Annotated in this window: 19 protein-coding genes; 8 read left to right on the forward strand and 11 right to left on the reverse strand. The window is 65.1% G+C overall.

Annotated elements, in window-relative coordinates:
• Nucleotide 1: 1 nt before the first annotated feature.
• Both cyoB and cyoA read right to left on the reverse strand, forming a co-directional pair.
• Nucleotides 2-2,011: a cytochrome o ubiquinol oxidase subunit I gene (gene cyoB / locus ABWP89_RS06365; protein WP_353228010.1), complete on the reverse strand. Its 2,010-nt coding sequence runs from the start codon at nt 2,009-2,011 to the stop codon at nt 2-4.
• A 22-nt stretch (nt 2,012-2,033) separates the two neighbouring features.
• Nucleotides 2,034-3,113, reverse strand: coding sequence for a ubiquinol oxidase subunit II (gene cyoA, locus ABWP89_RS06370; RefSeq protein ID WP_353228011.1), 1,080 nt, complete (start codon nt 3,111-3,113; stop codon nt 2,034-2,036).
• A gap of 245 nt (nt 3,114-3,358) precedes the next feature.
• Here cyoA and ABWP89_RS06375 point away from each other — a divergent pair, with 245 nt between their 5' ends.
• On the forward strand, nt 3,359-4,666 hold the full coding sequence (locus tag ABWP89_RS06375; RefSeq protein WP_353228012.1) for an MFS transporter: 1,308 nt from the start codon (nt 3,359-3,361) through the stop codon (nt 4,664-4,666).
• Nucleotides 4,667-4,805: 139 nt separating this feature from the next.
• Nucleotides 4,806-5,300: a DUF427 domain-containing protein gene (locus tag ABWP89_RS06380; RefSeq protein WP_353228014.1), complete on the forward strand. Its 495-nt coding sequence runs from the start codon at nt 4,806-4,808 to the stop codon at nt 5,298-5,300.
• A gap of 30 nt (nt 5,301-5,330) precedes the next feature.
• Here ABWP89_RS06380 and ABWP89_RS06385 read toward each other — a convergent pair whose 3' ends face one another.
• Both ABWP89_RS06385 and ABWP89_RS06390 read right to left on the reverse strand, forming a co-directional pair.
• Nucleotides 5,331-6,758: a HAMP domain-containing sensor histidine kinase gene (locus ABWP89_RS06385; protein ID WP_353228015.1), complete on the reverse strand. Its 1,428-nt coding sequence runs from the start codon at nt 6,756-6,758 to the stop codon at nt 5,331-5,333.
• 2 nt (nt 6,759-6,760) lie between these two features.
• Nucleotides 6,761-7,459, reverse strand: coding sequence for a response regulator transcription factor (locus ABWP89_RS06390; RefSeq protein WP_353228017.1), 699 nt, complete (start codon nt 7,457-7,459; stop codon nt 6,761-6,763).
• A gap of 415 nt (nt 7,460-7,874) precedes the next feature.
• On the opposite strand from ABWP89_RS06390, the gene ABWP89_RS06395 reads away from it, so the two are divergent.
• Nucleotides 7,875-8,933, forward strand: a complete 1,059-nt coding sequence (locus ABWP89_RS06395; protein WP_353228018.1) for an SAM-dependent methyltransferase — start codon at nt 7,875-7,877, stop codon at nt 8,931-8,933.
• 137 nt (nt 8,934-9,070) lie between these two features.
• Complete coding sequence (locus ABWP89_RS06400) at nt 9,071-9,487, forward strand: DUF1761 domain-containing protein (protein WP_353228019.1); 417 nt, start codon at nt 9,071-9,073, stop codon at nt 9,485-9,487.
• Between the two features lie 66 nt (nt 9,488-9,553).
• On the opposite strand, the gene ABWP89_RS06405 is transcribed toward ABWP89_RS06400, so the two are convergent.
• The 4 genes from ABWP89_RS06405 to ABWP89_RS06420 are packed head-to-tail and all read right to left on the reverse strand — an operon-like array spanning nt 9,554 to nt 13,882.
• The gene (locus ABWP89_RS06405) at nt 9,554-10,567 is read right to left on the reverse strand and encodes a glycosyltransferase family 4 protein (protein WP_353228020.1); all 1,014 of its coding nucleotides are present in this window, start codon (nt 10,565-10,567) and stop codon (nt 9,554-9,556) included.
• Nucleotides 10,564-11,580, reverse strand: a complete 1,017-nt coding sequence (locus tag ABWP89_RS06410) for a glycosyltransferase family 2 protein (protein WP_353228022.1) — start codon at nt 11,578-11,580, stop codon at nt 10,564-10,566. The genes ABWP89_RS06405 and ABWP89_RS06410 overlap by 4 nt, the downstream gene beginning before the upstream one ends.
• 26 nt (nt 11,581-11,606) lie before the next feature.
• Complete coding sequence (locus tag ABWP89_RS06415) at nt 11,607-12,587, reverse strand: glycosyltransferase family 2 protein (RefSeq protein ID WP_353228024.1); 981 nt, start codon at nt 12,585-12,587, stop codon at nt 11,607-11,609.
• The gene (locus ABWP89_RS06420; RefSeq protein ID WP_353228025.1) at nt 12,587-13,882 is read right to left on the reverse strand and encodes an oligosaccharide flippase family protein; all 1,296 of its coding nucleotides are present in this window, start codon (nt 13,880-13,882) and stop codon (nt 12,587-12,589) included. The genes ABWP89_RS06415 and ABWP89_RS06420 overlap by 1 nt, the downstream gene beginning before the upstream one ends.
• A gap of 299 nt (nt 13,883-14,181) precedes the next feature.
• Here ABWP89_RS06420 and ABWP89_RS06425 point away from each other — a divergent pair, with 299 nt between their 5' ends.
• From ABWP89_RS06425 to ABWP89_RS06440, 4 genes are all read left to right on the forward strand, one after another.
• Nucleotides 14,182-15,345, forward strand: a complete 1,164-nt coding sequence (locus tag ABWP89_RS06425; protein WP_353228026.1) for an ATP-binding protein — start codon at nt 14,182-14,184, stop codon at nt 15,343-15,345.
• 335 nt (nt 15,346-15,680) lie between these two features.
• Nucleotides 15,681-17,129 carry a WecB/TagA/CpsF family glycosyltransferase gene (locus tag ABWP89_RS06430; protein WP_353228027.1) on the forward strand — a complete coding sequence of 483 codons (1,449 nt, stop codon included), beginning with the start codon at nt 15,681-15,683 and terminating at the stop codon, nt 17,127-17,129.
• A 153-nt stretch (nt 17,130-17,282) separates the two neighbouring features.
• Nucleotides 17,283-18,542, forward strand: coding sequence for a GNAT family N-acetyltransferase (locus ABWP89_RS06435; protein WP_353228029.1), 1,260 nt, complete (start codon nt 17,283-17,285; stop codon nt 18,540-18,542).
• A 129-nt stretch (nt 18,543-18,671) separates the two neighbouring features.
• On the forward strand, nt 18,672-19,988 hold the full coding sequence (locus ABWP89_RS06440) for an NADH:flavin oxidoreductase/NADH oxidase family protein (RefSeq protein ID WP_353228030.1): 1,317 nt from the start codon (nt 18,672-18,674) through the stop codon (nt 19,986-19,988).
• A 12-nt stretch (nt 19,989-20,000) separates the two neighbouring features.
• Here the strand turns inward: ABWP89_RS06440 and ABWP89_RS06445 are convergent, their stop codons facing one another.
• From ABWP89_RS06445 to ABWP89_RS06455, 3 genes are all read right to left on the reverse strand, one after another.
• Entirely contained in the window at nt 20,001-20,324 is a 324-nt protein-coding gene (locus tag ABWP89_RS06445; RefSeq protein WP_353228032.1) for an Hpt domain-containing protein, read from the reverse strand.
• A 61-nt stretch (nt 20,325-20,385) separates the two neighbouring features.
• On the reverse strand, nt 20,386-22,311 hold the full coding sequence (locus tag ABWP89_RS06450; protein WP_353228033.1) for an ATP-binding protein: 1,926 nt from the start codon (nt 22,309-22,311) through the stop codon (nt 20,386-20,388).
• A gap of 10 nt (nt 22,312-22,321) precedes the next feature.
• Entirely contained in the window at nt 22,322-22,891 is a 570-nt protein-coding gene (locus ABWP89_RS06455; RefSeq protein WP_353228034.1) for a heme NO-binding domain-containing protein, read from the reverse strand.
• Nucleotides 22,892-22,986: the final 95 nt, after the last annotated feature.

The following is a 22,986-nucleotide window of genomic DNA, read 5'->3' on the forward strand; positions in this document are numbered from 1 at the left end:
CTCAGGCTCCTGTCGCCGGCGCCAGCTGGCGCGTGCGGGCCGTTTCGATCATCGCCACTTCGGCAGCGGCAATGTGATGCGTGCGGCGGCCATTAAAAGTGTGCACGATGGCGGTGACGACGATGCCGGTCAGGCCCGTCCCGGCCAGCCACCAGATATGCCAGATCATCCCGAACCCGAACACGGTGCTGATCGCCGCCAGCACCACACCGGTGCCGGTGTTGAGCGGCATGGCGATGTCGCGGAAACCCGCCACCGGGCGCGCGACGCCCTTGCGCTGCATATCGTCCCACGCGTCGAGATCGTGCACCAGCGGGGTAAACGCAAAGTTGTACGCGGGTGGCGGCGAACTGGTCGCCCATTCCAGCGTGCGCCCGCCCCACGGATCGCCGGTTTCATCGCGCAGGCTTTCACGCCGCGCGATCGACACGCCGAACTGCACCAGCATCGCACCGATCCCGCAGGCGATCAGCCCCGCACCTAACGCAGCCACGATGAAATAGGGCTGCAGGCTGCCATCATCAAACACCCGCATGCGCCGGGTGACGCCCATCAGGCCCATCACATAGAGCGGCGCAAACGCCAGCCAGAACCCCGGCACCCAGCACCAGAAACTGACTTTGCCCCAGAACGGTTCCAGCCGGAAACCGAACGCCTTTGGCCACCAGTAGTTGATCGCCGCGAAGGTCCCGAACACCACCCCGCCGATGATCACATTGTGAAAATGCGCGACCAGGAACAGCGAATTGTGCAGCACAAAATCGGCCGGCGGCACCGCCAGCATGACCCCGGTCATCCCGCCAATCACGAACGTCAGCATGAACGCCACCGTCCACATCATCGGCAGTTCATAGCGGATGCGGCCGTGGTACATCGTGAACAGCCAGTTGAACAGCTTTGCACCGGTCGGGATCGAGATGACCATGGTGGTGATCCCGAAAAAGCTGTTGACGCTGGCGCCCGATCCCATCGTGAAAAAATGGTGCAACCACACCACATACGACAGCACGGTGATGACCACGGTGGCATAGACCATCGACGCATAGCCGAACAACCGCTTGCCGCTGAAGGTAGCGGTAATCTCTGAAAACACGCCAAAAATTGGCAGGATCAGGATGTAGACTTCCGGGTGGCCCCAGATCCAGATGAGGTTGACATACATCATCGGGCTGCCGCCAAAATCGTTGGTAAAGAAATCGGTACCGACATAGCGATCGAGGCTGAGCAGCGCGAGCACCGCGGTCAGCACCGGAAACGACGCGACGATCAGCACATTGGTGCACAACGCGGTCCACACAAACACCGGCATGCGCATCATGGTCATGCCGGGTGCGCGCAGCTTTACAATCGTGACGATCAGGTTGATTCCCGACAGCGTGGTGCCCACCCCGGCAATCTGCAGCGCCCAGATATAATAATCGACGCCCACGCCCGGACTGTATCCCAGCCCCGACAGCGGCGGATAGGCCAGCCAGCCGGTCGCGGCAAATTCGCCCACGAACAGCGATACCATCACCAGCGCGGCGCCCGATGCGGTCAACCAGAAGCTGAGATTGTTGAGGAACGGAAACGACACGTCGCGCGCGCCGATCTGGAGCGGCACGACAAAGTTCATCAGCCCGGTGACAAACGGCATCGCCACGAAAAAGATCATGATCACGCCATGCGCGGTGAACACCTGGTCATAATGGTGCGCCGGCAGAAAGCCTTCGTTGCCGTTGAACCCCACCGCCTGTTGCACGCGCATCAACAGTGCATCGGCAAACCCGCGCAGGAACATCACCAGCCCCAGCACCATGTACATCACGCCGATCTTCTTGTGATCGACGCTGGTGAACCATTCGCTCCACAAATAGCCCCACAGCCGGAACCAGGTCACCGCCGCCAGCAGCGCGCCGCCAGCAAGCGCGACCACCGCAAAAGTCACGAGGATGATCGGTTCGTGCAGCGGCAGCACATCGAGCGACAGGCGACCCAGCAACGGCGACCAGCTCGGAACGGAATTGGGCATGTGAACAGTGTCCCAGTAAGGATCAGGAGAACGGACGCGAAGGCAGCGCGGTGGTCGCGGCGGTGGCAACGCTGGCCCGCCACGGTCGCGGATCGGCGCACCAGCTGCGCACGAAGTGGTTGACCCCGGCATCCGTTAGCCGGGGCGACGCCGACACCACAGTTTCATGGCCGTTCTTGTCGTAAACCAGCGCCGCAACGTTGAACCGCCCGGCGGCGCCGGTGCCGCCGCCCGCATCGATCGCCGCCATGTCGCTGGCGCACAGCTTGCCCGGGCGCACGCACAAATTGACCACCGCCGCGAACAGATCGGGCGCAACCTGCGCATAATGGCGCACCGGCACCGCTTCGCTGGGCTGATCAAGTTCGCGATAGGTGGCGCGATCGAGCGCGCCGGGCGCGCGCCGCACCCCGGCGACCCACGCGTCAAAGGCGCGGGCGTCAACGCTGTGCGCGGCAAAGCGCATGTGGCTGAACCCCGGCCCGCTGAAATTGGCGGACAGGCCGGTAAAGCTGCCGGTCTGGTTGAACACCGCATTCAGCCGCGTTTCCATCCCCGGCATGGCGTAAATCTGCCCGGCCAGCGCGGGCACATAGAACGAATTCATCACCGTGGATGACGTGATGTGAAACCGCACCGGGCGCCCGACCGGCAGCACCAGTTCATTGACCGTGGCAATGTGCGATTCCGGATAGATGAACAGCCATTTCCAGTCGAGCGCGACCACCTGAACCTCCAGCGGGCGCGTGCCGGGTGCAATTGCATGGGTCGCATCGATGCGCGACAGCGGCCGATAGGGATCGAGCAGATGCGTGGCGAGCCAGGTGATTGACCCCAGCGCGATGACGATCGCCAGCGGCGCCGACCAGATCACCAGTTCCAGCCGGGTCGAATGGTGCCAGTCGGGATCATAAGTGGCGGCGGTGTTGCCCGCGCGATAGCGCCACGCAAACAGCACCGTCAGCGCCATCACCGGCACGATGATCACCAGCATCAGCGCGGTCGAAACCAGCACCAGACTGGCCTGTTGCCGTGCGATGTCGCCCGCAGGGTTCATCACCACCCAGTCGCAGCCGGACAGCGTCAGCGCGGCCGTCAGCATGGCGCCCACGCGCAGAACACGGCCGAACCTGCGACGAGACGAGGTTTTGAAGGGGGGGGACGTTGCGATCATATCGGCGATCTAGGCTTGGCGATCAGGGGCGGCGATTGGACATATTGTCCCAGCGGGTTGACGTGGATCAATGACTCTGTGACGCTTCATCAAACGCGTGACAGCCCGATCCGGGCGCAGGTGACCGTTCAGGACCGCAAACCGCCATCATGACCTTGCCGGCAACCCCACTCATGCCCAGGATACCCTCTGGCGAACCTGGCCGGTCGGGCGGCGGCCATGGCGATGCGGTTACGCCCGGCGACATCGCGATCGGCGTGATCATCGGGCGCACATCCGAATTCTTTGATTTCTTTGTCTACGCCATCGCGTCGGTGCTGGTGTTTCCGCGGCTGGTGTTTCCCTGGGCCACGCCGCTGACGGCCACGCTGATGTCATTCGCGGTGTTTGCGCTGGCGTTTGTCGCGCGCCCGGTCGGGTCGATCTGGTTTACCGGGGTCGATCGCGCCTATGGCCGGGGGTTCAAACTGACCGTGGCGCTCGTGCTGTTGGGCGGATCGACCGCGGCGATCGCGTTTCTGCCGGGGTATGACACGGTCGGCAATGGCGCGGTCGCGCTGCTGGCGCTGTTCCGGCTGGGCCAGGGTTTTGCGCAAGGGGGCACGTGGGATGGCCTGCCCTCGCTGCTGGCGCTGAATGCCCCGGCCGGGCGGCGCGGCTGGTACGCGATGCTGCCGCAACTGGGCGCGCCGCTGGGGCTGATCGTTGCCAGCCTGCTGTTCGCATTGTTTACCGGCGCGCTGGGGTCGGCCGATTTCCTGGACTGGGGCTGGCGCTATCCGTTCTTTGTGGCCTTTGCGATCAATGTCGTTGCGCTGTTTGCGCGGCTGCGCATTGTCGAATCGCCCGCTTTTGAAGCGCTTTACCAGACCCGCGATCTGGTGCCCGAACGCGCCCTGCACACGCTGACGCGCGAATGGCGGACCGTGGTGATCGGGGCGTTTGCGCCGCTCGCCAGTTTTGCGCTGTTCCACATGGTCACGGTGTTTCCGCTGTCGTGGGTGGCGCTGTTCACCCTGCAATCGCCCACGCGCTTTTTGCTGATAGAGGCTGGCGCGGCAACCACCGGGCTGCTGGCGATGGTCGCATCGGGCAGCCTGGCCGACCGGTTCGGGCGGCGGCGGTTGCTGGCGGCATCGGCAGCGGCCATCGCGGTATTCAGCGGATTTGCCCCGCAATTGCTGGCGCTGGGCGAGGCGGGTGAGCTGGCCTTCATGATCAGCGGATTTGTGCTGCTGGGGCTGTGTTTTGGCCAGTCATCGGGCGCGGTGGCGGGCGATCTGCCGCTGCGCGACCGCTATACCGGCGCCGCGCTGACCAACGATCTGGCCTGGCTGGTGGGCGCGGGATTCGCCCCGCTGGTGGCATTGTGGGCCACCGCACGGTTCGGCCTGATTGCATCGGGCGCCTATCTGCTGTCAGGTGCCCTCGCCACGCTGATCGCGCTGTGGCTCAACCGCGAACTGGCGCGCGGATCATGAGAATCTGTTGCGAAAGTGCCACCCACCGCCCCGCACCCCCGGCCCATCCGCCCATTCAAGGTGCCCTGTGGGCGGATGGGCCGGGGGTGCGGGGCGGTGGGTGGCACAAAGTCGCTCTTTGCGACTTTCGAAACAGACTATGAGGCCGCGCCCCGATCCGGTCGGCCCGGGCCAGGAAAGCGTCTGGGCCTATCCCCGCCCGGCAACTGCCGAGGCCACTGACGCGCGCGTGACAATCGAACACGCCGGCATGATCGTTGCCAGCACCACGGCGGCGATCCGCACGCTCGAAACCAGCCATCCGCCCAGCTATTACATCCCGCCCGCCGACATCGCGCCTGGCGTGCTGCGCCGCGCCACGGGCAGTTCGCTGTGCGAATGGAAAGGCGCGGCGGTCTATTGGGATGTGGTGATTGGCGGCGTGGTCATCCCGCGCGTCGGCTGGAGTTATCCAAATCCGACCACGCCGTTCATGGTATTGCGCGACCATGTCGCGTTCTACGCCGCGCCGTTTGACCGCTGCAGCGTCAATGGCGAAACGGTCATCCCGCAACCCGGCGAATTTTATGGCGGCTGGATCACCGCCAATCTGGCCGGGCCATTCAAGGGCGTGCCCGGCAGCCGGTTCTGGTAATCCCGCACTTCGCTGGTTCGCAGGCAGGGATCAAGCCGTCCGGCTGACCGGCAACGCGACACGCACTTCCAGCCCGCGCCCATCGGGGCCAGGGCCATGACCCAGTTCAATGCGCCCGCGATGAAACTGCACGATCGCCTGCGCAATCGATAGCCCCAGCCCGCTGCCGCCCCGGTCTGCGGCGCTGCGCCCGCGTTCAAACGGCCGCAACACGCGCCGGCCATCGCCCTGCGCCAGGCCGGGGCCGTCATCGCGCAGCACCAGCACGACCGTGTCGTTGTGGCGATGCAGCGACAATCGCGCGCACGTGCCCGCCGGGGTATGCGTGGCGACGTTCTGCAACAGATTGACCAGCAGCTGCGTGATCAGCCCTGGATCACCGCAGATGATCGCGGGTTCGATCGGCCCGGTCACCAGCGTGCCCCCGGCATCGGCGATCACCGGTTCCATCGTTTCGGCAACGTCCTCCACCAGCGCATCCAGCGCCAGATCGGCCATCGCACAGCCATGCCGCCCGCCTTCGATTTCCGCGAGACGCAACAATGCATCGAAAATCGCGATGATCCCGTTGCATTCGCGCATCGCGGTATCGATCACATCGCGCAACCGCGCCTCATCCCCCGCCAGCGACATGGCGGGACTGGCGGTCAGCGATGCGCGCAGCCGGGTCAGCGGCGTGCGCAGATCGTGCGCCAGCGCGCTGGCAAAGTGGCGCTGGGTTTCCACCAGGCTTTCCATGCGGTCGAGCATGCGGTTCAGGCTTTCGGCCTGGCGCGCAAACATCCCGTCCAGCCCGTCCATCGCCACCCGCCGCGCCAGATCGCCCCCGGCGGCAATGGCATCGGCGGTGTCGCCGGTCCCCGCCAGCCGCTGCGCGGTCAGATGCGCAAAAAACCACGTCGCGCCCAGCCCCGCCGCCAGCGCGGTGACAAAGCTTGCCAGCACCAGCCCCGGCAGCATCGCGCGCAATCCCGCCTCTGCCTCGCTGTGCTGGACGATCACGAACAGCGATCCATCCGGCAGACGATCGGCCAGCGCGCGCCCGCGCTGCCAGGTGCGGCCACCACCCAGGAACAGCACGTCGGACAGCCCGACCCGTGGCCGCAGGTTCAGCCGGCCGGCAATCTGCCGCCCATCGGGGCCAAACAGGCTATAGGTCCGCTCACTGGTGATCTTGCGCGCCTGCCAGTCGCGGATGCGTGCCGCCACTGCGGCGCTGCTGGCCGGGCGCCCGGCGGCATCGCGCAGGAATTTGCCTTCGTGGTGGATCAGGTCATCGTCGATACGTTGCGCCACCGCGCGGGTCGCCACCACGAACACCAGCGCGCCCATCAGCAGCATCGCCACCGTAAACAGCCCGCCAAACAGGAAAAACACCCGCCCCGCCCCCGGCCAGCGCGTGCCGCCATGCAGCGGCGCCGCCGGCATCACGGCGGGCCAGTGCGGTTGCGCGGTCATGATCAGCGGCAGGCGCCGGCCAGCAGCACATAGCCTTCGCCGCGCCGGGTCAGGATCGGATCGATCCGCAATTCCTGCAACCGCGCGCGCAGCCGGCTCATATTGCTTTCGACAATATTGGTGCCGGGGCTGAAGCTGTAGCCCCAGACCTGTTCCAGCAGCATGTCACGCGTCACCAACCGGTCGGCATGCAGCATCAGATGCGCCAGCAACGAATAGAGTTTGCGGTTCAAATCGACCGAGCCATCGCCAAAACACGCGGCATGGCGGCTGGGATCAAGCCGCAGCCGCCCGACGCTGTGCACCGCCGGTTCGGCTTCATCACGCGGGCCGGTGCGGCGCGCAATCGCCTGCACCCGCGCGATCAGTTCGGCCATGTGAAACGGTTTGGCCAGATAGTCATCGGCGCCGGCCTCCAGCCCTTCGATCCGGTCCTTGACCGAACCCAGCGCGCTAAGCATCAGCACCGGCGGCACCGGCCCGTGCCGGCGCCACGATCGCAACAGATCGATGCCGTTGCCATCGGGCAACAACCGGTCGAGCACCACGCTGTCGAACGCGCCCTCACGCCCCTTTGCCAGCCCTTGCGCCAACCCCTGTGCCACCGTCGCCGCACACGTGGTGGCGATCCCGGCCGCTTTCAGGCCATTGACGATATGGCCGGAAATGACCGGATCGTCCTCGATCAGCAGACAATGCATGAAATGCCTTTCAATTGGCGCAAGGCACCGCAATTACGACAGATTCAAGACGGAAATGTTACAAACCCAACCCGCATGCCGCGGCAGCTTCACTTCGGTGGCAAAAGCGTCTGGTCGTTCACAACGGTCCTGGCTGCGCGCCGCGCCCGGCGCCGGCTGCCATGCCGCAGGCATAGCCGCGAAACGGTACCAGGCGAAGGCGCAAACACCTCCGGAGCGGGGGCACTTTGCCGGGAACCCTTCGCGCCATATCGATCCGGTTTGGTGTCACCCGGTGGCCCCGACAGCTTGTTCTGCCCCGGCCCCCCTGCCATTGTCAGCACAGGCAATGGCAGCCGGACCCCCGGCCAACGCACCGTATGATTGCAGGGGCATGATTTTCAGCAAAATGCACAAGACGTCGGGACGCACAACGATGAACCAAATGACAAACCACCGGTTGGATCAAACGCTGGATCAGATGCTGGCGCTGGTCGATCACGATGCGCGGCCCAATCTCAACAAGCTGGCGCTGATGGTCAACCGCATTGACGCGTTGAGCCTGTCGGTCAAATTTTTCGGGTATGAACTGGCGCGCACCCTGGCAGAGGCTTTGCCAGGCTGCGCCGACGTGCCGGAACAAGCGGTTGTATTGGCCTGCAAACCATCGACCCAGGCCGACATCGCCGCCGACTGGGTGGCACATTGGTGCGGACAGTTGCAAATTCCACGCATCTATCACCGCAAGCTGTGGGAACTGGCCTATGTGCTGCAGGCCATCCGCACCCATGGCAGCATGCGCCCCGGCGCGCGCGGCCTGGGCTTTGGCTGCGGGCGGGAACCACTGCCCAGTTATCTGGCGGCGCGCGGTGTCACCGTTACGGTCACCGATCAGCCGCCGGAGGAAATCGTCAACCAGGGTTGGGCGCAGACCGGGCAGCACACCACATCGGCCGATGCATCATTCCACCCGCACCTAGTCGATCGCGCGCGGTTCGACGAACTGGTATCGCTGCGCCATGTCGATATGAACGCGATCCCGACGGATTTGACAGGGTATGATTTCTGCTGGTCGGTGTGCGCGCTGGAACACCTGGGGTCGATCGAACAGGGCCTGGCCTTCGTGGAAAATTCGCTGAACACCCTGCGCCCGGGCGGGTTGTCGGTGCACACCACCGAATTCAACTTTGCCAACGATCAGCAGACGATCGACAACTGGCCCACCGTGCTGTTCCAGCGCCGGCACTTTACCGAACTGGCGCGGCGGTTGCAGGCGCGCGGGCACAAGGTTGCGCCGATGGACTTTGACGTGGGCAAACTGCCGCTCGACAAATTTATCGATATACCGCCCTATCTTCATGACCAGGGCGCGGCGCAGATGGCCGCGTGGGAAAAGGATGGCACCCCGCATATCAAGCTGGCGATCGATGGCTTTGCCTCCACCTGTTTCGGGATCATTGTGCACAAAGCTGCGGATGGCGCGGCAATGCGATAACCGGTGGTGCCGGCCTGACAGCACCAAGGCGACGGTGGCATCTGGCGCCAATCTGGGACATGATGCGCCCACCGGCGGCATCCCGAATCCGGCCACCCGTGACCGCCTGCCGCGCGCGATCACCCACCGGAGGACCGATGATCTATATCGTCATCAATGCCGTTGCCATCATCGCCGCGACGCTGGCGGGCGTCATGTTTGGCGTGGTCTGTTACGGAATTGCCGGCCCTGCCCGAAACGCGGGAATTGCCCGCGCACCCGCCAGCAACCGGGTGGTGACCATCGCCACCGCGTTCATTGCCGAATTGTGGCTGTGCGCGATCCTGGCCGGGGCGCTGATTCTGGCGCCGCCCAAGGGCGGGGTGTGGACCATGACCATCGGCAGCGCGGTGGTGATCTGGATCGGCTTTGTCGTGCCGACGCAAGTGGCATCATACCGCATCCGCGCCGTGCCGGCGCGCGCCATGCTGACCGATTGCGCGCATTGGTTGGGGGTGATGCTGATCCAGGCGGTGGTGCTGCGGCTGATCGGCCTGGTGCCGCCGCCCGTTTGAACCGATCTGGCGCGTTTCGCCGGGTTTCCGGCACCCCGATCGCACTGGTCGCGCCCCGCCTCCCCGTCAGGCGGCAGGCCCGGACAGCAGCAGCGCGAACCATTGCGATTTGCGCAGCTGGCAGCAATGGCGGACGGTGGCGCGGGCGCGCTGCGCCAGTGCCTGAAGGCCTGTTGAACGCAGCACCGACAAAGCGTCGCTGATCGATTCGGGATCGGTGAAATCGACCAGAACGCCGGCACGGGCAGCCTGTTCGCTCAGCCCGTCGACCGGCGCCACCAGAATGGGCCGGCCCGCCTCACGCGCTTCGTTGGCGACCATGCCAAACGCCTCCCACCGCGATGGCACGGCGACCACATCGCATGATTGCAGGAACGTCGCCACATCATCCACTTTGCCGGTGAAGCGGATGTCGGGGCAATCGGCCGCCAGTGCGCGCAGTTTTGGCTCGTCTTCGCCAAACCCGCCCAGCACCAGGTCGCAGCCCGGAAACCAGCCGTTGCGAAACGCGCTGATCAGCACATCAAAACCCTTTTGTTCGCAAAAGCGGCCATAGGCGCCGATCCGCAAGCGCCGCCCCGGCGCCGGCAGGGGCAGTTCGGCCAGCCCGGGGTTTTCGGCATAAGGATGGATCACCGTGATCCGGCGCGCGTCGATACGCGCCGCTACCTGCAGCCACTCCGCTTGCGCCTGCGACACGCACACGATCTGGTCGACCAGCCGCATCGCCAGCCACAGCATCGCCCGGAAACGCGGCCGGTTGCGGACATGAATCGCCTCCCACGCGCGGGTATAGCTGTGTTCGACATGCACGATCCGGGCCTTGGGATGACGCAGTTTCAATCCTGCCAGCAGCACCAGCCGGCGCCAGTTGGGGGGGAAATGCGTGATGATCACATCGGCCGCGATGCGCGGCGCGACGATCGTGGCGGGTCGCATGACAACGGTCGTTGCCGCTGCGATCCGGGTCAATTCCTCTGCCTCAAACACACCCAGTGCGCGTGTTACCCCGCCCAGCGAACAATCGTCGAGCAGGTTGGCGACACGGATGCGCCGGCCGGGGAAAGGGACGGGGGTCATGCGACGAGCTGACCGCCCGCGGCGCGCGTGGCCAGGCGGGTAAACCGGTCCGGCCCGATCAGGCGCCCGGCCAGCGCCACTGCCAGGGTGGTCAGCGATTTCACCGGTTCTTCCAGCAGCGGGCGCAGGCTGCTGGCGGCGGCACCGCGCAGCAGCGCCATGGCCATCCCGGCATCACCCAGCTGGATGGCGCGCCGTGCCAGATAGCGCAGCTGATAGGCGCGCGCGCGATCAAGATGGCGCGCGGTGAAATCGGGCGCGAAACGCGCCATGCGCGCCACCACGCCTTGCCAGGTTTCATACTGCCGCAGGATCTGCGCGGACAGCCCGCCGCCACCGACCCGGTATTCGGTCAGCACCGGGGCGATCCCTTCAAAGCGGACACCACCGGTCAGCGACAGCCGCAGCCACATTTCGATATCTTCGGACTGGCGCAGCGATTCATCAAACCAGCACGGGCGCGTGCGGTCATCGGGGTGGGCAAAGGCGACGGTGTCCAGCGCCGAGCGCCGCAGCACCGCGGCAGACCCGTTGCCCACCGGATTGCGGCAAAAGATATCCTGTGGCGCCACGCGCTTCAGCTTTGGCCGCTGGACGATCCGCAGCGGTTGCCCGGCGGTGTCGATGAAGCGCGACGGGGCATAGCTGACACCAATGTCCGGCGCGTTGTCGAGGTGGATGACATGCAGCATCAGCTTTTCGGGCAACCAGCGGTCATCGGAATCGAGCAGCGCGACAAATTCGCCGCGGGCCGCGGCAATGCCGGTGTTACGCGCGCCGGCCAGCCCGCGGTTGGGCTGCGACACGATGGTGATGCGCGGGTCGGCAAATGACCGGCAGATCTGCAATGATGCGTCTGCACCGCCATCATCGACAATGATCAGTTCGAAATCGGTAAAGGTCTGCGCCAGCACCGACCGGATCGCCTCTGCCACATAGGCTTCGACATTGTAGACGGGCATGACGACCGAGACGCGGGGGGCGGCGAAGCTGGTGTGTGAAATCATGGTCATGGCTCAGGCTTTCGATCAGGATGGGATCAGGCAAACAGCCGGCGACGCATCATCGCCGGCATCAACGGGGCAACCAGCGCGGCCAGCACGGTTGAAAGACCGCGCCGGCGTTCGGCCAGAAAGCTGCGCGCATCGCGGCGCAGGCCGGCAATCACAAAGCGCAGCGCGCGCAGCGGATGCCTGCCCGACCGCAGCACCCGGCGTGCCAGGTAACGGCAATAGAGCGCTTCGAGCGCAGCCCGCAGCGCCGCATCATCGATGTAACGATCGGCCAGCACGCGCCAGCCGGCGTGCATTTTGGCATGGTCCATCGACAGGCCATCGGGGCTGAAGCGATAGCCGGTCAGCACGCTGTCGATCCCGTCCACTTTGCCGCCACGCGCAACCAGCCGGGCGACAAATTCCTGATCTTCGGCAAAGGTCATGTGTTCATCAAACCCGCCGGTGGCCAGAAACCAGTCGCGCCGCACGACCAGATTGGACGCCGTGCACACCGGGTTGTCGCCCAACACATCGCGCAGGCGTGCGGGTTGGCGCGGCAGCGTCGAAACGGTCCACGCGCCGTCCAGCGATGCCGCGTCCTGCGCAATAAACGCGATCCGGGCATAGCTGGCGACCAGCGCCGGCTCATCCCGGTGCCGCGCAATGTGGCAGGCCAGCTTCTCGCGGGCCCACAAGTCATCAGCATCAAGAAAGGCGATCAGTGGCGCCGAGGCGGTTTCGACCCCCCGGTTGCGCGCGGAGGAGACACCGCCGTTGCGGCGCGAAATCACGCGGATGCGCGAATCCTGCACCGCCAGGCCAAGCAGGACGGCCAGGCTGTCATCGGTCGAACCATCGTCGACCGCAATGATTTCAAAATACGCAAACGTCTGATCGAGCACTGACCGGATCGTCGCGGCGATCGTGGCCGAGGCATTGTAGACCGGCAACACGACCGAGATTTCAGGGCGAAGGCTGGCACAAGTGGCTTGGTTATCGGTGAGCGGCATAAGGGGCATGATCATCAGCGGAACTCCGGACGAAGGGTTTTGAAGGGACGAATTTCAAGCGCAGGGATCAAAATGCGCGCGCCGCACCACAGCGCGCCGATGGTCTGGCCCGCGATCAGGCCGATGACCGCCAGGGTCAGCCCGCCACAGCGCGCGCCAAGCCACAGCCCACCCAGCGCGAGCGCGCAGGTCACCGTGCTGTTGATGGCATCGGTGCCCACCCGGCCTTCGGCGCGCAGCCAGCTGGCTGACAATTGCGCCAGCAGCAGCGGCACGCCGGCCAGGCACATCGTGGCGATCAGCGGCGCGGCAAACGCCCAGTGCGCGCCGAACACCAGCGGAACATAGAACGGCGCGGCCAGCGCCTGCACCGCCACGACCGGCACCAGCAGTGCGGCGCCGGACAACACGATGCGGCGAAACAGCCGCGTGCGGGCCGGGCCGGATGCAGCGCCGCACAGCATCGGAAACGCCACCGTGCCAAACGCGGTGACCAGCGAGCTGATGATGCCAACACCGGCGTTGAACGCGAAGTAATAGGTGCCGAGCGCGGCCGTGCCCAGCGTGGCGGCAATCACCAGGTTGTCGCCCTGCGTGCGCAGCGCGGTCATCCCGTCGGCGAGCATGATCGGCCCGGCAAAGCGCAGCACTTGCGCCGCGGGAAGGAAACCATCGGCACGATCGGGCCGCCAGGGTGCGGCGCGGCGCGCCAGCACCAGCCAGACCGGCGCGGTCAGCAGCTTTGGCAGCACGACCGACCACGGGCTGGGCCACGCGATCAGCAGCGCTGCGGTCAGCAGCTGGTCGGCGATCGACTGACTTGCGGCGATCCGCGCCAGACGGGCGACATGACCGGCACGCATCGCCAGGAAAAACTGGACATGGCCACCCGCCATGAACGGATAGACCAGCGTGAGCATTGCCAGCAGCTCTGCCGCGACCGGCCGGTGAAACACCAGGCCCAGCATGGCCGCCACCAGCAATTGCGCGATCATCAGCGCGGCCGTCCAGCCGATGTAAAAGCGCTGCACGGTGTTGCAGGTTGCTGCCAGTTCCGCGGCAGGCGCACGCACGATCTGCTGCCCCGTGCCGATCCGTTCGAGCACGCGCACGAGCTCGAACACCGTCAGCGCCAGCGCAGCCTCACCCACGATATCGGGGGCGAGCCGGCGGGCGATGACCACGGTGGTCAGCAACCGCACGAACCGCGTCGCCAGTTCCGCGCTGCCATAGCTGCCCAACCCTTTCGCAAGCTGCGAAAGGTGGGGGCCGATGCGCTGCTCGGTATTGCGGATCAGGCTGTACAGCAAAGAACACACTCCGGATTGAGGGACTGCCGGAGTGTATTCACAGAGCGTGCCAGCCACGCGAAATGACGCATTCCCGGGGGTTGGCCACCAATCCGGCGATGATGATGTGCATTGTGCACAGGCCCGGGGCCGGGCAGCGTTGCAAAATGCAGCGATAGCCCGCCGGCCTTCCCAATACGCAATGTTTCCTTGCGACGGATTTATCTATCCCATTGAAACAATGGATCAATACAGTCTGGCACAGCTCCTGCTTTGAATGGGGTGCGTCATCAGCGCGCTCCAACCAAAAAGGTGCCCGCATGGACATTCTGATTTTCAGCATCGAAGACGGCCGGTTTGGCCCCGCCCGCCTGCCGCAGATCTTTCACGAGGCCGGCCTGGCCGTGGCCGCACTGTGCCCCGCCGACAATCTGCTGGCGCACAGCGGCTTTTTGCGCGCGCATCATCCGCTGCCGCCATCGCGCACCATCCGCGTCATCGCCCGCGCGCTGGCCGCGGCGATCCGCGAAACGTCCCCGCAGCTGATCATACCGGGCGACGAACAGGCGGTCATCCTGCTGCAGGCCTTTGCCGGCGGGCGTTGCAAAGCGGTCATCGGGCACAAGGCACGCGTGATCATCGCCGCGTCGCTGGGCGATCCGGCAATGTTTGCGGCCAGCCTGCTGAAATCAGACACCATGGCCCTGGCGCGCAGCCTGGGCATCGCCGTGCCGCGCGGGCAGACCGTCGCATCGGCCGAGGTCGCAGTGCACGCGGCCGAGGCGATCGGGTTTCCGGTCTATCTCAAACAGTCGTTCAGCTGGGCGGGCGTGGGCGTGGCGGAATGCCATGATGCCCCGGCCTTGCGCGCGGCCTTTGCCGCGGCACGCCCGCGCCGGCCAGGGCTGCGGACCCTCGCGCGAAAAATGATGGGCCGCGACTGGTACCCGACCGATGCGCCGATGGATGTGCAAAGCGGGATCGCCGGCCAATGCGCGATGTATTGCGGGCTGGCATGGCGCGGACGCCTGGTTGGCGGCTTTGCCGGGGTAAAGCTGGAACCGGTGCACGGCAATGGGCCGAGCAAGATCGTGAAGCTGATGCATGATACCGTTCTGGAGGATGTCGCGACCAGGATGACGGCGGCGCTGGGGTTCACCGGATTTCTGGCGTTCGATTTCATGATTCCCCACGACGGCGGTGATCCGTTGTTGATCGAATGCAATCCGCGGCCGGTGCCGGTGCACCATCTGGGCCGCCACGTCGGGGTTGACCTGGCCGCCGCGCTGGCGCGCATGCTTGACGGCGAAGCGCCGGATGCCGCCCCGATGCCCGCCAGCCGCGCGCTGGAAGTGGTGCTGTTTCCGCATGCGCTTGATCCCGCGCTGGCGCGGCACAATCGTCTGAGCGATGTGCCAGGCGACGACCCCGGGCTGATCCGGCATGTCGGCGATCCCCTGCCTGCGACGCGCCTGGCCGCCTGAAAGATAGGTCACGAAATCACCAGAATGGTTCGTTCATTGATCTGATTCCGGCTTGCCCTGATCCCGATTGCTCTGGCGACACATTGCGCGCGCCCGGCCTGTACAAGGCTGGGCGCGCCTTTTGTCGTTTAACGATTTTATAGCTTATTATCATAGCTTTAATCATCGCGTTTTGCGAAGCAGAATGCAAAATCCGGGTCCCGAATGGTTGCGAAACGCAAAGGCAATCTGCACCAGACCCACCGGGCAGGGTGGCAAGCATTTGAAAAATCACAAATAACCTGTTTGGCACAACACCTGCGTTGGGATCTGCATCACATTGCAGGAACCAACCCATGCTCAAGCGTTTTGAAGCCGACACTGTTTTTCCGCTGCTGGACACCGCCATGCAACCGCAGGCGCGTCGCAACCCCTTCGCCGAGACGCTGCGCCAGATCCCCCGCGCGCGTCTGTTTGGCCTTGACCTCGTGGTTTCGACCCGCGCGCATGTTGCCGATGAGCTTGTCGCCATGGCGCGGTCCAGCGAATGCGTGACCGTGCAGTTCGTCAATGCGCATTGCGTCAACATTGCGCAGACCAACCCGGCCTATCGCGATGCGCTGGCGCGCGCCGATTTCCTGCTGCCCGATGGCAGCGGCATGGCGATTGCCGCAAGTCTGGCGGGCGCGCAGCTTGGCGAAAATCTGAACGGCACCGATCTGTTCCCCGAACTGTGCCGCCGCGCCGCCGAACGCGGCCAGTCGATCTATCTGCTGGGCGGCAAGCCCGGCATCGCCACCGCCGCAGCGCAGGCGATGGTCGATCGGTATCCCGCCTTGCGCATTGCCGGAACCCGCGACGGTTTCTGGAACACGGGCGATGACGACCGCGTGGTGGCCGAAATCAATGCGTCGGGCGCGGCGATCGTGCTGGTCGGACTGGGCGTGCCACGCCAGGAAATCTGGATCGACCAATTCCGCGACCGGCTGATGGCCCACGTGGTGATGGGCGTGGGCGGTCTGTTCGATTACTATTCGGGCGCGATCCCGCGCGCGCCGGCGGCAATTCGCCGGGTCGGGTGCGAATGGATGTGGCGCCTGGCACAAGAACCGCGCCGCCTGTTCGCGCGCTATGTGCTGGGCAATCCACGCTTCCTCGCCTCGGCGCTGGTTCATGCCTGGCAGGCGCGCGATCTGTCCGCGCGCGTGTCGCTGACGATGAAGCATGGTGCCGATCGCATCGCGGCGGGCATTGCGCTGCTGCTGCTGTCACCGCTGTTCCTGCTGGTGGGTGCGGCGATCCGGCTGGAAGATGGCGGACCGGTGTTTTTCCGCCAGACGCGGATCGGCGCCAATGGCCGGCCGTTCCGGATGTGGAAATTCCGGTCGATGGTCATCGATGCAGAGGCCCGGCTGGCGGCCATTCGCGCGATGTCAGAACGCGATGGCACCTGTTTCAAGATGAAGCGCGACCCCCGCGTCACCCGGATCGGCGCCGTTCTGCGCCGTCTGTCGCTGGATGAACTGCCGCAGCTGATCAACATCTTTGCCGGCGACATGTCGGTCGTCGGACCGCGCCCGGCACTGCCGCGCGAAGTCGTCGGTTATCACGACGACGCACGCGAACGGCTGACAGGCAAACCCGGCCTCACCTGCATCTGGCAGGTCAGCGGGCGCGCCGACATTCCGTTTGAACGTCAGGTCGAACTCGATGTGATGTATTTGCGCACGCGCTCCTTGCTGACCGATCTGGTGCTGATCCTGCGCACGGTGCCGGCCATCATCACCGCGCGCGGCGCATATTGAACCCGCCGGTCGCGGAATCTGGCAATTTTGGCGATATAGTACAGGAATAACAATATGATGTCATATGTTGAGGGCCAAAATTGCCAATCTGCACGCCATGCCCTGCCGCGTGCCAGTCACCACCGCGCATCTGCACAAGGCAACGCCCGCACCATGCTGACCCCAGGCTTTGCGCCTGGCCTCGGCACAGATGCGCGGGTTGCGTCAGGCGCGCCTGACAGCAGCGAACCGTGTTTTGAGACCATCACGCAAGAGCGCGATTTCCTGGCGCTTGAGCGCGAATGGGACCAGTTGTGGGCACGCACGCACCGGCCGCAATTCTCTCACCGCTTCGCCTGGTTCCGCCACGGGTGGGAAACCACCGGCCGGCCGCGTGGCCGCCGCATGTTCATCGTGGTCATGCGCGTGAACGGGCGCGCGGTGCTGATCTGGCCGCTGGCAGTGCACCGCCGGCTGGCCTGGCAGGTCGGCGCACCGCTGGGGCCGGAATTTACCGAATATGATTCCGTTCTGGTCGAGGACAGTCCCGCTGCGGCGGACCATTTGCGCGCGGCCCTGGGCTTCCTGCACCGGCATTGCCCCGCCGACCTGGTGGTTGTCCCGCACGCGCGGGCAGGGTCTGCGATGCAGGCGGTGCTGTCGGCCGAAACCCTGCCCGGGACGCGCCACACTTTGCCCTCGCCGCTGGTATCCTTCGCCGGCTTTGCCAGTTGGGACGCCTATTGGAACGCGCGCAGCAAGAATACCAGAGGCAACACCGGGCGCCGATCGCGCCGGTTTGCCGAACTGGGAACGGTGACATACGAACTGATCGAGGACCGCGCCGAGTTCGAAGCGCTGCTGGCCTGGACGCTGGCGCACAAGGTTGAATGGATGGCCCGCATGCGGCTCGACAACGACTTCATGCGGACCAGCGAATTTGCGCAATTCCTGCGCGTGATGGGCACGACGGTGACAGCGCCGGAAACCAGGCCCGGCCGGCTGGTGATGTTTGCGTTGAAACTGGGTGGCAAGACGGTCGCCACCAAGATCGGCACGCTTGACGCATTGCGCTACGAAGGGTTCATCGCCGCCCAGGACCCCGATTTCGCATCCTATTCGACGGGGGCCATCGCGATGATGGAATGCTTGAAATGGTGCATGGCGCGCGGGCTGGAGTATGATTTCCGGATCGGTGAGGAGCCCTACAAGCTGGATTGGGCGACGGACGACCGCCCGGCAACGACGTACCGGCTGGCGATCCGTCGCGGCGGCCGCGCGCTGCTGGCGTGCGAAGCGGCGTTCCTGACGTTGCGGATTGCCAAAGACCGGCTGCGCACCAGCATTCCCGCCGAGCGCCGGCGCCGGGCAAAGGCGACCATTCTGAACCTGCTCGGACGCGGCAAACCTGCGCAAGCGCCCGAACGGAGCTAAGGCGCGGCGATTGTCGTGTCGAGGCAGCCGCGAAAATCGCGCTGCGCCCCGGCATCCGCCTGATGGCTTGTGGCCCACACGCTTATGGTGCCACAAGGGTTCGCAACCTGACCTTGCGGAGCGCTGCCCATGACGACACCCGTGCCCATACCCGTGCCGACTCCAACGCCTGATATCGCCGACAGCCTTACCCTGCCGTGCGGGGCAGTGCTGCCCAATCGGTTGGCCAAGGCGGCAATGACCGAGGGGCTGGCCGATCCGCAAGGGCGCGCGACGCCGGAACTGGAGCGGCTTTATGGCTTGTGGGCCGATGGTGGTTCGGGCCTGCTGATCACCGGCAACGTGCAGATCGATCGCGACCATCTTGAACGGCCGGGCAATGTGATCATCGCGGGCGCGCCGGACGAAGCTGCGCGCGCGGGCCTGCGGGCGATGGCGCGCGCCGGAACGCGGGCGGGCGGGCACATCTGGATGCAGATCAGCCATGCCGGGCGCCAGACGCAAGTCACGGTCAACCCGCACCCAAAGGCGCCGTCGGCCATCGCCGTGGGTCTGCCTGGCAAGCAGTTTGGCCTGCCGGTGGCGCTGACCGAGCCGGAAATACTGGAGCTGATCGAACGCTTTGGCGTGGCGGCGGAAGTGGCGAAGGACACCGGCTTTACCGGTGTGCAAATCCACGCCGCGCACGGCTATTTGCTGTCGCAGTTCCTTAGCCCACGCGCCAACGTGCGCACCGACCAGTGGGGCGGCAGCCTGGAAAACCGCGCGCGCATGCTGATGGCGGTCGTCGCGCGGGTGCGGGCAGGCGTAGGCCCGGCGTTCCCCATCGGCGTAAAGCTCAATTCGGCAGATTTCCAGAAGGGCGGCTTCGCGTTTGAAGACAGCGTGATCGTAGCGGGCTGGTTGCAGGCGGCGGGGGTCGATCTGCTGGAAATTTCGGGCGGATCATACGAACAGCCCGCGATGATGGACACTGCCGGCGTGGAAGCCCCCGACGCGCCCCCGCAAAAGGCATCGACCGCCGCGCGTGAGGCCTATTTCGTCGATTTCGCCAAGACGATGCGCGCCTCGCTCACGATGCCGCTGATGGTTACCGGCGGCTTTCGCACCCGCCACGCGATGAATGCCGCGCTGGCGCAAGGCGGGGCCGACATCATCGGCCTTGGCCGCCCGCTGTGTGTCGATACCGCAGCCCCCGCCAAGTTGCTGGCGGGTGCGGACACGCTGGACCGCTGGGAAAACACGCTGCGTCTGCTGCCGCCGTGGCTGGCGTTTCTCGGCGGGCTGAAAATGCTGCGCACGGTCGAAGCCTTTGCCGCAGTATACTGGTATTACGCCCAGATTGATGCGCTGGCGCGCACCGGCAAAGCCAATATCCGCATTTCCCCGTTTTCCGCCCTGCTGTCCATCCAGAAGGCGGGCAAAGTCTGGCTAAAGGCGCGCTGAACAGACCCTGTCCTACGGAATGAGCGGAGCGGCGATCGCCAGCACGGCGGCGATCGTCGCTTCGATACAATCGCGAAAACCAGCGCGGGCGTCGGCCGACCGCAAATCACCTTCTGCGCGCAGCATGATCGCGCCGGCACCAAAGTTTCCGCACAGACCCTTCAGCGAATGGCGCGCGCGCCGCAGGGCATCGGTGTCGTCTGCGGCCACGGCGTCCAGCAGGCGTGTGCCCCAATCGCGCAGATCGGCCGCAGTCGCATCGCACAAGGGGGCGACGATTTCGGGTGGCAGCGCTTCAAACTGGCTCAGCGTCAGTTCGGGATCAATCAGGTCCATGCACGCCCAGCCTTGTTTGAATGCGAAAAGGTGGCAGGTGCATGATCACCCATGGCACCGCTTAATGCGCGATAGCGCCGACATCCGGCAAGGCCAATGCCCCGGCCATGACGCGGTACAGGTCTTCGATCACGATCGGCTTGGCCACGCTGCCATTGGCACCCGCCGCCATCATCGGCGCCAGTTCCTCTGGCCGGGTAAAGGCCGTCAGCGCGATGATCGGCAGCGTCGCGTGCGGGCCTGGCAGGGCGCGGATGCGGCGGGTCGCCTCGGGCCCGTCCATCACCGGCATGGCCATGTCCATCAGCACCAGATCATAGACGTTACCTGATTCAATGGCGATCAGCGCCTGCTGGCCGTCCTCGACAACGCTGACCTCGCAGCCCAGTTTGCGCAGGCAGCCTTCGACAACAATGCGGTTGGTCGCCAGATCCTCGGCCACCAGCACGCGCGGTACCCGTCCGTCCAATCCCGCAAAGGACAGGACAATCGGGTGTGCGACCCGCTTTGGCTCGGGTATGGTGGTGACCGGTATTTCAAACCAGAAACAGCTGCCGCGGCCGGCGTCATCAACGCCCAGTTGGCCATCCATCACCGCGATGATGCGCTGGCAGATCGCCAGGCCCAGGCCTGCCCCGCCAGGCTCGCTGCCCAGCAGGTTGAGCTGGCTGAAATCAGTGAACAGCTCGGTCCGGCGATGGGCGGGAATGCCGATGCCGGTATCGACCACCTCCACCCGCAGCCGCCCCTGGGGCAGCACGCGGGTCTTGAGCATGACCCCGCCTTCATGCGTGTACTTGATGGCATTGCTCAACATGTTGTCGATCAGCTGGCGCAACCGCACGCTGTCGGCCTCGATCCAGGTCGGCATGTCCGGCGCCAGCACGATATCCAGCGACAGATTCTTGTCGTTGGCCAGGTGCCGCCAGAAATCCGCCCCGTCGGTCAGCACGCCGATCAGGTTGGTCGGCCCGGGATTGAGCGCCAGCTTGCCAGCCTCGGCCCGCGCGAGATCGATGATATCGTTCAGCAGCACGCGCAGCTGGTCACCGCTTGAACGCACCAGCGTCAGCGTCCGTTTCTGTTCTGTGGTCAGCGTGCTTTCATCGAACAGATCCAGCATGCCGATCACACCGTTCAGCGGCGTGCGGATGTCGTGGCTCATCATCGCCAGAAACCGTGATTTTGCCTCGTTGGCAAGATCGGCCTGCTCACGCGCGACCAGCAGCGCCTCGTTCAGCCGTTCCAGGTCCGCCAACCGCTGCAATTCACGCGCGCGCAAGGCGGCGGCCTCGTTATCGGCGCGCACCTGGCGGGTAATGTCCTGCACGGTCACAAAGATCATCGCCGGGCGGCATTGGCTGTCAACCTGGAACTGCGCCATCACGCACAGTGAACGCACATTGTCACCATCCTGCCCACCGGGCGGCCCACCGAGACAGCGGACCTCGATGCGATATTCGCGCAGGGTTTCCGCGCAGGTAACGTCCACCCGCTGATCGGCATTTGTGCCGCAGCGGTCGCAGCGGTCATTTTTCAGCCCCGCCAGCAGCTCGTGATGCATCCACTGCAGCATGCGCCGACGGTCTTCGCGCAACAGGCTGCGCACCAGCGTGCGATAGGTCCGGACAGCCGACCCGGGCTCCAGCCCGATCATGACCTGCACTTGCGGAGAGAGTTCAAGATGCCGGCTGCGGATGTCCCACAGCATCGTACCGAAACCTGCCACCCGCTGCGCATCCAACAACTGGCGCGTGCGGCGCTCCAGACTGGTGCTCAGACTGTCCTTGCGGGCGGTCAATTCGCTGTTGGCCGCCGCCAGCACGCGGCTTTTCTGTTCCAGCAGGTGCTCCGCCGCCGCCCGCGCCGCCTCTGCGCGCGCCAGCCGCCGTTCCAGCAGTGCGATTTTCGACGCGCTGTCGGTGGGCTCGATGGCCTCCGCCATCAGCCTGGGCACGGCAAAGCGGGTCAGGTGGGTTCCGGGCATGGTTACGGGTTCAAACGGCCGACAGGCGATCGGGCGTCAGGCGCGCGGGCGCGCGCACCAGGACACGCGCCGCATGCGGCCCGGGCGCGCCGGGGTCGCGAACAACCTCAAGATCATCGCCGTAATAGGCGATGTAGCCACGCACCAGGCCATGCGCGATATCGGCCAGCGGCCGGTGCGACCCATAGCTGACCGTCAATTCCTCACCGTCGATAACCACCACGATGCTGGGGGTGCGCGCATCGGGATAGAGCTTGGTCACCTCGCGGTGGTGCTGGCCATCGACATCGCGCAGAAACGTGACGGCGTCGGTATAGCCTTCAAACATTTCGGGATAGAGTTCCATGAACCGGCTGGCGAGCCAGAAGCCATAGGCATCCGCCAGCTCCGGCACCGGCTGACCCGAAATTTCGGCAAGCGCCCCCATCAGCGCCAGCGCATCGGTGTGCGGATAATTGCCGACCGTGGTGTAAACCCCGTCACCCGGCACTTTTGACCGGGTGATCACCGCATCGGCGACGGCGGGCGAAAACGCCTGTTCGATCCACCGGACCAGTTCGGCAATGATAACACCCTTCATACCAAATTCCCGGTCTGTGCGGTTACAACGCGCTGTACGGCTTGGATAAGCAATTCACGTACCACGCCATGAAACGCGCTGTTACTTTGGCGTTT

The organism is Novosphingobium sp. (assembly GCF_040398825.1).
Lineage (GTDB): Bacteria > Pseudomonadota > Alphaproteobacteria > Sphingomonadales > Sphingomonadaceae > Novosphingobium.